Source organism: Azohydromonas lata NBRC 102462 (assembly GCF_001571085.1).
Lineage (GTDB): Bacteria > Pseudomonadota > Gammaproteobacteria > Burkholderiales > Burkholderiaceae_C > Azohydromonas > Azohydromonas lata.
Genome location: NZ_BCTC01000007.1, coordinates 103,237 through 113,991 on the forward strand (window position 1 = coordinate 103,237; position 10,755 = coordinate 113,991).

Consider the following 10,755-nt stretch of genomic DNA (forward strand, 5'->3'; position numbering starts at 1 on the left):
GAAACGTTGGTGTGAACGAAAGGCAAACGCCCGGCGCGAGGCCGGGCGTTCTTGCCGTCAGAAAGGTGGCAGCCCCGCGCCGCCGGCGGCGTTCTCTATGGGCACGGCGAAGCCTATGCCCACGAAGAAGCGCTGCTGCACCGGGTTGAGGATGGCGGTGACGATGCCCACCACCTCGCCGTCGTCCGTCACCAGCGGCCCGCCGGAGCTGCCCGGGTTGGCCATGGCGTCGAACTGGATGAGGTTGGACAGCACCTGCTTGCCTTCCGGCGAGCGGAACTCGCGCTTGAGCCCCGACACCACGCCGGCCGATACCGTGGGGCCGATGCCGAAGGGGAAGCCCACCGCCGTCACGCGCTCGCCCGGATGCAGGTCGGCCGTGGAGCGCAGCGTGGCGGCCTGCAGGTCGTCGGGGATGCGCTGCGCGCGCAGCACGGCCAGGTCGTTCTCCGGCATGACGTTGACCACCGTGGCCTCGGACTCCAGCCCGTCGGAGAACACCACCTGCACGCGGCGCGCGCCGCTGACCACGTGCAGGTTGGTCAGGATCAGCCCGCTGTCCACGATGACCACGCCGCTGCCCACGCCCACCTCGTGGCCGCCGTGCGCGGGCGCGTCGCCGGCCACGGCCTTCTTGCCGCCGGCGTCCGGCTTCACCACGCCGTTGCTGCTTCCCGGGCCGGAAGCGTCGGCCACGGGGCCGTCGTCATCCAGGCCGACCACGCGCACCACGGAGCCGCGGATCTTCTCGTAGGCCTTGGCCGCCGGGGAGGGCAGCGGCTGGGTTTCCAGCGCCTTCTTCACCGCGAGGTCGATGTGCTTTTGCGTGATCACCTGCGGCGCGGGCCGCGAGGCTTCCCAGGCCAGCAGCGGGCCGCCCACGAACAGCGCGCCCGCCAGCGCCCAGCCCCAGGCCGGCAGCGCCAGGCGGCGCTTGGGCGGCACGGCGGCGGACGTGGTGGATGTGGCGGCGGTGGAACGGCCGGCTGCGGCGGCGCCGTGCGCGGCCAGTGCCGGCTTGGCGGCGAGCCCGGCGGCCGGTGCGGGTTGAGGGGAATCCGCTGCAGGCGGGCGAACCCGGCTGGAGTGGCTGTAAAGCGGTGTCCGGTTCGACCTGCGCCCGTTCATCTGCGCCCCCTGCGTGCAGCAATGCGGCCCCACAGTAGCACGATCCTCGCTCAGGCATCATCGGCGCATGGCCAACGCTGTTTTGCCGTGGATAGACACCCACTGCCATCTGGATGCCGCCGAGTTCGAAGCCGATCGCGACGCGGTGGTGCAGCGCGCACGCGATGCTTGTCTGAAGCAAATCGTGCTCCCGGCCGTGGCGCCCGGCAACTTCGAAACCGTGCGCGAATTGGCACATCGCCACGGCTTGTCCTACGCCTTGGGTATCCACCCGCTGTACGTGCACGACGCCGGCGCGAATGCGTTGCAGGCGCTGCGGGACAGCCTGTACCGCCACCGCGACGATGCGCGCCTGGTGGCCGTGGGCGAGATCGGCCTGGATTTCTTCGTCCCCGGGCTGGACCGCGCGCTGCAGGAGGACCTGCTCGCCGCGCAACTGGCGCTGGCGCGCGAGCTTTCGCTGCCCGTGCTGCTGCACAGCCGCCGCTCGGTGGACCGGGTGCTGATGCACCTGCGCCGCGCGGGCTTGCGCGGCGGCATCGCCCACGCCTTCAACGGCAGCGCGCAGCAGGCCCATGCCTTCCTGGACCTGGACGTGCGCCTGGGCTTTGGCGGCGCCATGACCTACGAGCGCGCCTTGCAGATACGCCGCCTGGCCGCCGGGCTGCCGGCCGACGCGCTGGTGCTGGAGACCGACGCGCCCGACATCCCGCCGCAGTGGCTGTACCGCCGCGCCGACGGACGGGCCGAAGGCGAGCCCACAGGCGCGCGCAACGAGCCCGCCGAGCTGCCGCGCATCGCGCTCACGCTGGGCGGGCTGCGCGGCTGGGACGCCGCCGAGACCGCCGCCGCCACGGCCGCCAATGCCCGCGCCGCCTTGCCGCGGCTGGCGGATTTGTTGGCCTGAGCCCGCGCCGGCGCCGCCGCCCCCGGCCGGCCGGGGCACACTCGCGGCCCGCATACACCAGAACGGCGCAGACCCGGCGCATTGATCCATGGCCAGCAAGAAATCCCCGGCTCGACAGGCGCAAGCCGGCGCCACCATCTCCGAATACGCCGGCGTGCGTTACCTGCACCTGGGCACGGAGTGGGTGCAGGGCGCCATGCGCGTGCGCAAGCCCCAGCAGATAGAGCTCGAATACGTGCAGCGCATGATGGCTTGGATGCTCTGGCGCCCAACGCAGGAGCTCACCGAAGGCAGCGCCGTGCAACTGGGCCTGGGCGCGGGCGCCATCACGCGCTTTTGCCACCAGGCGCTCAAGATGCCCACCACCGCCGTGGAGCTCAACGCCACCGTCATAGACGCCTGCCGCCTGTGGTTCCACCTGCCCGACAACGACGCGAGGCTGACCGTGCTGCACGAGGACGCCGCGCGCTGGGTGGCCGACCCGCAAAACCTGGGCACCGTGCAGGTGCTCAACGTGGACCTCTACGACCACGAGGCCGCCGCCCCCGTGCTCGACGACGAGGCCTTCTACGCCCACTGCCGCGGCGTGCTGGCCGACGGCGGGCTCATGACCGTCAACCTCTTCGGCCGCGACGCCAGCTTCGACGCCAGCGCCGCGCGCATCGCCGCCGCCTTTGGCCTGGAGCAGGTGTGGCACCTGGCGCCCACCAAGGAGGGCAACACCATCGTCGTGGCCGCGCGCGGCGTGGAGGTGCCCGACCGCGACACCCTCGTCGCGCGCGCCGAGCACGTACGGGAGCGGTTCGGCCTGCCTGCGCCGAAGTGGCTGCGCCTGGTGCGGCCGCTGCGCCTGCCCGGCTGAGCCGCGGCGGCAAGGGCCGCGGCAATTTTTCACGGCCTCCACCGGGGTGGCGGCGCGGCGCGCACCGTCCGTGCTCGCGCTTACGTGGAATCCACAGCGAAGACCCAGGGGGCGATTCCTAGAATCCGCCGCACTTCGGTACAGGAGACAACCCGTGAAGATAAAAAGTCAGAAGGACTTCTGGTCCGGACTGATGTTCGTCGCCGTAGGCCTGGGCTTCGCCTGGGGCGCAACGAACTACAGCTTCGGCCAGTCCGCACGCCCGGGTCCGGGCTATTTCCCCTTCGGCCTGGGCCTGCTCATGGCCGTGCTCGGCGGCATGGTGCTGTTCAAGTCCTTGACCAAGGACACCGAGGACGGCGAGCCCATCGGCGCCTTCTCCTGGCGGCCGCTGCTCATCATCATCGGCTCCGTGGCGCTGTTCGGCGTGCTGCTGCCGCGCCTGGGCATGTTCATCTCGCTGCCCATCCTGGTCGTGATGTCGGCCAGCGCCAGCGACGAGTTCAAGCTCAAGGAGGCGCTGCTCAACGCGGTGATCCTGACCGTGGGCAGCTGGGCCATCTTCATCTACGGCCTGAACCTCACCATCCCGCTGTGGCCGACGTTCGGCGCGGCCACCGGAGGCTGATCACATGGATCTGCTCAACAACCTGGGCCTGGGTTTCCAGGTCGCCTTCACCTTCAGCAACATCATGTGGGCGCTGGGCGGCGCCATCCTGGGCACGCTCATCGGCGTGCTGCCGGGTCTGGGCCCCGTGGCGACCATCGCCATGCTGCTGCCCAGCATCTACTCGCTGGACGCCACGCCGGCGCTGATCATGCTGGCCGGCATCTACTACGGCGCGCAGTACGGCGGCTCCACCACCGCCATCCTGATCAACGTGCCCGGCGAATCCAGCTCCGTGGTGACGGCCATCGACGGCTACACCATGGCGCGCAAGGGCCGCGCCGGCGCCGCGCTGGCCGCCGCGGGCCTGGGCTCCTTCTTCGCCGGTTGCGTGGGCACCATCATCATCGCGGCCTTCGCGCCGCCGCTGACCGAGCTGGCCTTCAAGTTCGGCCCCGCCGAGTACTTCTCGCTCATGGTGCTGGGCCTCATCGGCGCCGTGGTGCTGGCCTCGGGCTCGCTGGTCAAGGCCATCGCCATGATCCTGCTGGGCCTGCTGCTGGGCCAGATCAACACCGACGTGATCTCGGGCGTGCCGCGCTACAGCTTCGACATCCCTGAGCTCACCGACGGCATCGGCTTCGTGGCCATCGCCATGGGCGTGTTCGGCTTCGGCGAGATCATCTCCAACCTCGGCCGCCCGGCCGAGCACCGCGAGGTCTTCACCAAGAGCGTGAGCGGCCTGTGGCCGACCAAGCAGGACTTCAAGGACGCCGCTCCCGCCGTGCTGCGCGGCACCGCGCTGGGCTCCATCCTGGGCGTGCTGCCCGGCGGCGGCGCGCTGCTGGCCTCCTTTGCCGCCTACACGGTGGAAAAGAAGACCCGCGGCCGCAAGGGCGAAGTGCCCTTTGGCCAAGGCAACATCCGCGGCGTGGCGGGCCCCGAGGCCGCCAACAACGCCGGCGCGCAGACCAGCTTCATCCCCATGCTGACGCTGGGCATCCCGCCCAACGCCGTGATGGCGCTGATGGTGGGTGCCATGACCATCAAGGGCATCCAGCCCGGCCCCCAGGTCATGACCAGCAACCCCGAGCTGTTCTGGGGCCTGATCGCCTCGATGTGGATCGGCAACCTGCTGCTGGTGATCCTGAACCTGCCGCTCATCGGCATCTGGATCAAGCTGCTGACCGTGCCTTACCGCTTCCTGTTCCCGGCCATCATGACCTTCTGCGCCATCGGCCTGTACACGCTCAACAACAACAACTTCGACGTGTACATCGCCGCCATCTTCGGCGTGGTGGGCTACCTGTTCTACAAGCTCGGCTGCGAACCCGCGCCGCTGCTGCTGGGCTTCATCCTGGGCCCCATGATGGAAGAGAACCTGCGCCGCGCGCTGCTGCTGTCGCGCGGCGAGTGGGGCACCTTCATGACCCGCCCGCTGTCCGCCGGCCTGCTGCTGGCCGCGCTGGCGATGGTGGTGGTGGTGATGCTGCCCTCCATCAAGAACAAGCGCGAAGTGGCGTTCCAGGACGCCGACTGACCCGGCTCCTGTTCCTCTTTCTCTCCCTTGCGGGCCGCCTTGTGCGGCCCTTTTTGCTTGTGCGCTGCACACCGGGGAAGGGGCATGCCGGGCAAGGCATGCGCGCTGCCCACCATCGCTGCAGTCCCACCAAGAGACGGAGCCGCGCCATGTTCGACTACGCCAACCCCTACCTCACGCCGCGGCTGCCCGTGTTCGCGCGCAACGTCGTGGCCACCTCGCACCCGCTGGCCGCGCAGGCGGGCTTGCGCATGCTGGCCGCCGGCGGCAACGCGGTGGACGCGGCCGTGGCCGCCGCCGCGGCCATGACGGTGCTGGAGCCCTGCAGCAACGGGCTGGGGTCGGACGCCTTTTGCATCCTCTGGGACGGCACGCGGCTTCATGGCCTCAACGCCTCCGGCCGCGCCCCCGCGGCCTGGACGCCGGACTATTTCAAGGCCCGCTACGGCGCCGACGCCACCACGCCGCCACGCCGCGGCTGGGACAGCGTCACCGTGCCCGGCGCCGTCTCGGCCTGGGTGGCGCTGTCGCAGCGCTTTGGCCGGCTGCCGCTCTCGCGCGTGCTGGCACCGGCCGTGGACATCGCCGAGCGCGGCTACGCCGTGCCCGTGGTCGTCCAGCAAAAGTGGCAGGCCGCCGCGGCATTGCCGGAGCTCACCTCCCAGCCGGGCTTTGCCGCCACCTTCCTGCCGCAGGGCAGGGCGCCCAACGTGGGCGAGCGCTTTGCCATGCCCGGCGCCGCGCGCGCGCTGCGCGCCATCGCCGACACCGGCGGCCAGGCGCTCTATGGCGGCGAGATCGCGCAGGCCCTGGCCGCCGCGGCGCGCGAGGGCGGCGGCGCGCTGACGGTGCAAGACCTCGCGGCCTACGCGCCGCAGTGGGTGGAGCCGGTAGGCCAGGACTACCGCGGCCACCGCCTGCACCAGATCCCGCCCAACGGCCAGGGCCTGGCCGCGCTCATGGCGCTGGGCATGCTGCAGCGCTTCGACTTGCGCGCCCTTGGCCCGGACAGCGCCGAAGGCCACCACCTGCAGATCGAGGCCATGAAGCTGGCCTTCGCCGACGTCTACCGCTTCGTGGCCGAGGCCGACTGCATGGAGTGCACGGCCGAGCACCTGCTCGACCCGGCCTACCTGGCCGAACGCAGCCGGCTCATCGATCCGGCGCGCGCGCAGGACTTCGGCGCCGGCCATCCCATGCGCGGCGGCACCATCTACCTCACGGCCGCGGACGAGCAGGGGATGATGGTCAGCTTCATCCAGAGCAACTACCTGGGCTTCGGCTCCGGCGTGGTGCTGCCGCAGTGGGGCTTGAGCCTGCAAAACCGCGGCCACGCCTTCAGCCTGGACGAGGCCAGCCCAAACGCCCTGGCCCCGGGCAAGCGGCCCTTCCACACCATCATCCCCGGCTTCCTCACCCGCGACGGCCAGCCCGTGATGAGCTTTGGCGTCATGGGCGCCAACATGCAGCCGCAGGGCCAGTTGCAGACGCTGGTGCGCATGCTCGACCACGGCCAGAACCCCCAAACCGCCTGCGACGCGCCGCGCTGGCGAATTTTTTCGGGCCTGTCTCTCAACATCGAGTCCTCGATGCCGATGGGCACCGTGCAGGGCCTCGTCGCGCGGGGCCACCGCATCGAGCTCATCGAAGACAGCTACCAGGATTTCGGCGCCGGGCAGTTCATCTGGCGCCTGGGCGACCCGTCAGTCGACGGCTATGTCGCGGCCAGCGATACGCGCCGCGACGGCGCAGCCGTGGGCTATTGACTTTTTGCGGCGGGCGCGCAACGGAGCTTTGTCCTGCCCCCAACACTTTCGAAGCAAATTCGTGAGGTTTGGCAGCATGTCCGAAAGTTTTCCCTTTCGTGCCACCGGGCGGTAATCCCCCGGGCCATAAAGTTGTGTTGTGTGTGCAAAGTTTTGTCTTGAAAAACTTGTTGCACTGAAATCACGCGGCCGCGCGACGGCCGTGTGCCAAGGCACTCCTGGAACTGTGTTTTCGAAATGCTTTCTTCCGAGGGCAGGGAGGGTCTTGGCCTGAAGAAATAGCACGATGCCGTTCGCCCGCCGTTTTCTGCACCGCTTCGATTTGACGTCGTTCAACTGCCTGGTTCGCGCGTTGTGGCTGTTTACGGTGGGGGTGCTGTTTACCGGTGCGGCACAGGCGGCGCTGTACATCGCGGGCCTGACGGATTCGCCGGACCCCGCGTCGGCCAACGGGCGCATCACCTACACGGCGCGCGTGGCCGAAGCGCTTCCCGGCGTGGCGCGCACCAACGTCGGCGTGTACTTCGTGATTCCGGCGGGCGCCACCTACGGGGGCATGGGCTCCGTGCCGGCCAACACGAGCTGCAGCGGCATGACGGTGGGCCAGGCCGGGCCGGGCACGCTGAGCTGCAGCGGGTTCGACATCGCCGCCGATGCCGTGGCTTCGCTGCAGCTTTACGTGCGGCCGCTGACGCAGGGCACCACGACGGTCCAGGCCCAGACCGACCTCTCCGACCCGACCACGGCGGTGAGCCAGCTCACCACCGTCAACGCCGGGGCGGACCTGGGCCTGCAAGTGCTCGCCGGCAGCACGGTCACGTCCGGCACCACGCAAGCCGTTGAAGTGGTCGTCACCAACAACGGCCCCGATGCGTCCCAGTCGTCCACGGTGACCTTCACCGTGCACCCCCGCTTCGTGGTCAGCACCTTGCCCTCGGGCTGCACGCAGGCAGGCGGCTCGCTGACCTGCACGCGCGGAACACTGGCTTCCGGGGCCTCCTACCGGTTCACGATCACCGGCCTGGTCATCGCCGCCGGCGGCTCTTCCATCGCGCACACCGCCGACGTGGCCGCCGGAGGCAGCGTCGCCGACGGCTACACGGACAACAACCTGGCCAGCACCAACGTCGATGTCCTCCCCGGCACGACGCTCTCGCTGGCCAAGACGCCCCTGACGAATTCGCTGCAGCTCAACGACCAGTTCACCTATACCTTCACCGCCCGCTACAGCGGCGATTTCCCGCTCAACGCCACCCTGGTGGACCCGCTGCCGTCGACCTTTTGCGCCGTCAGCCAGCCCACGCCCTCCAGCGGTTGGACCTGCAGCGCCATGCCCCTTTGCGGCGCCGCCGGCGCGGCAGGCGCCACCATGAGTTGCACCCGCAACAACGTGGCGCCGTCGGGCACCACCACGGCCAACCAGTTGCTGGGCACGATCACGCTGCCGGTGAAGGCCATCGCGGTGACGGGCGGCGTCACCAACCGGGCCACCCTGAGCGCCACCGGCGCAGCGAGCGCGGAAGGCACGGCCACGGCCAACGTGACCGGCAACACCGGTGCCGATCTCCAGGCCGTCAAGGGCACCGTTGGCCAGAAGCAGGGTGCCATTCCCCTGATCACCACCAACGGGTCCGGCACGACCCTCAACACCCAGACCATCCAGTACAACATCAAGGCCAAGAACCTGGGCCCGCAAACCATCCCGGCGGGCAGCACGTTCAGGCTGGTGGACACGGTGCCCATGGGCATGCGCGTGGACCAGATCCAGTTGCCGCGCAACGCCAGCAACGCCTTGCTCATGACGTGCGACAAGACCGCGCCGGTGGACGCGACCGCGGGCCCCGTCGTCATCACCTGCACGTCCACCGCGTCCGCCCCGGCCATCGCCATGGGCGCGGATACGCCGGCCATCACGCTGATCGCCGGGGCCACCCTCGCCAACCCCACGCTCACGAACACCATGTGCGTGGAGCTGGACGGCGCGATTGCCGATCCCGTGGCCGGCAACAACTGCGCCGGCGTGGGCGTGGCCTCGCAGGACACGTCGAACCAGGCCGACGTGGGCGTGACCAAGAAGGTCGTGGGCGCGGGCGCCACCACCGGCAACCGCCAGGACGCCGGCAAGCCCATCCTGTGGGAGATCGAGGTCACCAACGCCGGACCGGCCACGGCCACCAACGTGGCGGTGGCCGACACCTTCGAGGCGGCCATGTTTGCCGAGGCGCCGGCAACGGTCAACGTCATTGCCGGCAATGCCACGGTGGGCAGCTGCACGCTGGCGCGTCCGTTCGCGTCCAGCCCCAACGTGAACCTGGCCTGCACCATCACGTCGCTGCCCGTGTGCACCGCCGGCAGCACCTGTCCGCGCATTCAGGTGTCGATCTATCACTACAAGACCGACGCCTCCGCCCAATTCACGGTTCAAAACTCGAACCTGTCCGCGTGGGCGCCGGACAACGCCGATCCCGCCAAGACCAACAACACCGTGGCCTCGACGCCGGCCTACATGTCCGGCGGCGTGGACCTGAGCGTGAGCAAGGCGGCCAACCCCGCGTCCGTGGCGGCGGGGCAGTTGCTGACCTACACCATCACGGTCACCAACGCCGTTGCGAGCACCAGCGTCGCGAGCAACGTGGTGATGACGGACACCTTGCCCGAGGGCGTGGTGCTGCTGGCCGTGCCCACGATCTTCGACTCTCCCGGTGTCCCGTCCACGACGGGCAGTTGCACCACCACGGCCACGATTGGCGTGGCCACCAGCGGGGCGGCCTCCACGCGCCAGGTGACGTGCACGTGGACTTCGATGGGCCGGGGCGTCACGCAGACGGTCACGCTCACCGTGCGGCCGACGGCCACCCTGCGCGGCAGCACCATCAGGAACACCGCCACGGTGACCAGCTCGCTGCCGGACACCAACCCCGCCGACAACACGTTCAACCGCGACACGCCCATCCTGCTGCCCAGCTACGACCTGCTGGTCAACAAGAGCGACGACATCGACCCGGCCGTTCCCGGCGACAACATCACGTACACGGTGACGGTGACCAACAACGGCGCCTCCGCGGTGGAAAACGTCCGGCTCGTGGACACGCTGCCCAGCGCCGTGGGGTCGCCGACCTTCGTGGAAATCGTGTCCAAGTCGCCCTCCAACGTGACTTGCACGCTCGCCGGCGTCGCGGTGGGCCAGGCCGGCGGCACCATCACCTGCAACATCCCGTCGCTGGGCACTGCAGGTGCGCTGGCAACCGGTGAAACCGTCACCGCCACGGTGCGCGTGAAGCTGCGCGCCGCGGCCCAGGGCGATTACGTCAACCAGGCCGTCGTCAGTTTCAGCGACGCCGCGCTCAACGCCTACGAAACCCGGACGGACAACAACAGCGTCAGCGAAAGCACCAAGGTTCGCCTGCGCTCGGACCTGGAGGTGGTGAGCAAGACGGCGGTGTCCACCGACACCGCCACCGCCATCACCACGGTCCCCGCCTCCCAGCGCTTTGACTGGCTGGTGCAGTTGCGCAACAACGGCCCGTCGGACGCCGACACGGCAGTCTTCACCGACAACCTGCCCGGCAACCTGGTGCTCAGCGGCCCTGCGGTGTTCACCGTGCTCGGTGGCACGTTCACGCCTGCGGCGCCCACGTGCACGGGCGCGGCGGGCGGCACCTCCGTGAGCTGCACCATCGCGCTCATGCCCAGTGGCGCCACTGCCAGCGTGCGCATTCCGGTGACGCTCAGCGGCAGCCCGGCCGGTGGAACCGTGATCACCAACACGGCCAGCCTGGTCACCTCCGTCACGCCCGACACCAACGGTGGCGCCAGCCCGACGGCAGGCAACAACTTCAGCAGCGGCAGCATCACCGTGGGTAACCAGGCCGACGTGCAGGTGCTGAGCAAGGCGGCGGTGGCCACGGGCACGTCCACGGCGCAGGCCACCGCGCAGCCGCTGGC

General features: G+C 69.7%; 7 protein-coding genes. 6 read left to right on the top strand and 1 reads right to left on the bottom strand.

Features of this window, described 5'->3' with window-relative positions:
* Positions 1-57: 57 nt before the first annotated feature.
* The gene (locus tag ALA01S_RS04790) at positions 58-1,128 is read right to left on the bottom strand and encodes a S1C family serine protease (RefSeq protein ID WP_066332724.1); all 1,071 of its coding nucleotides are present in this window, start codon (positions 1,126-1,128) and stop codon (positions 58-60) included.
* 67 nt (positions 1,129-1,195) lie between these two features.
* On the opposite strand from ALA01S_RS04790, the gene ALA01S_RS04795 reads away from it, so the two are divergent.
* The 6 genes from ALA01S_RS04795 to ALA01S_RS04820 all read left to right on the top strand — a co-directional run.
* Entirely contained in the window at positions 1,196-2,035 is an 840-nt protein-coding gene (locus tag ALA01S_RS04795) for a TatD family hydrolase (protein WP_066332730.1), read from the top strand.
* Positions 2,036-2,123: 88 nt separating this feature from the next.
* Positions 2,124-2,897: a spermine/spermidine synthase domain-containing protein gene (locus ALA01S_RS04800; RefSeq protein WP_066332733.1), complete on the top strand. Its 774-nt coding sequence runs from the start codon at positions 2,124-2,126 to the stop codon at positions 2,895-2,897.
* A gap of 154 nt (positions 2,898-3,051) precedes the next feature.
* On the top strand, positions 3,052-3,525 hold the full coding sequence (locus tag ALA01S_RS04805) for a tripartite tricarboxylate transporter TctB family protein (protein WP_066332736.1): 474 nt from the start codon (positions 3,052-3,054) through the stop codon (positions 3,523-3,525).
* 4 nt (positions 3,526-3,529) lie between these two features.
* On the top strand, positions 3,530-5,044 hold the full coding sequence (locus tag ALA01S_RS04810) for a tripartite tricarboxylate transporter permease (protein ID WP_066332738.1): 1,515 nt from the start codon (positions 3,530-3,532) through the stop codon (positions 5,042-5,044).
* A 149-nt stretch (positions 5,045-5,193) separates the two neighbouring features.
* Positions 5,194-6,810 carry a gamma-glutamyltransferase family protein gene (locus ALA01S_RS04815; protein WP_066332741.1) on the top strand — a complete coding sequence of 539 codons (1,617 nt, stop codon included), beginning with the start codon at positions 5,194-5,196 and terminating at the stop codon, positions 6,808-6,810.
* 286 nt (positions 6,811-7,096) lie between these two features.
* On the top strand, positions 7,097-10,755 hold a 3,659-nt coding region (locus ALA01S_RS04820; RefSeq protein WP_066332742.1), incomplete at its 3' end, for a CARDB domain-containing protein.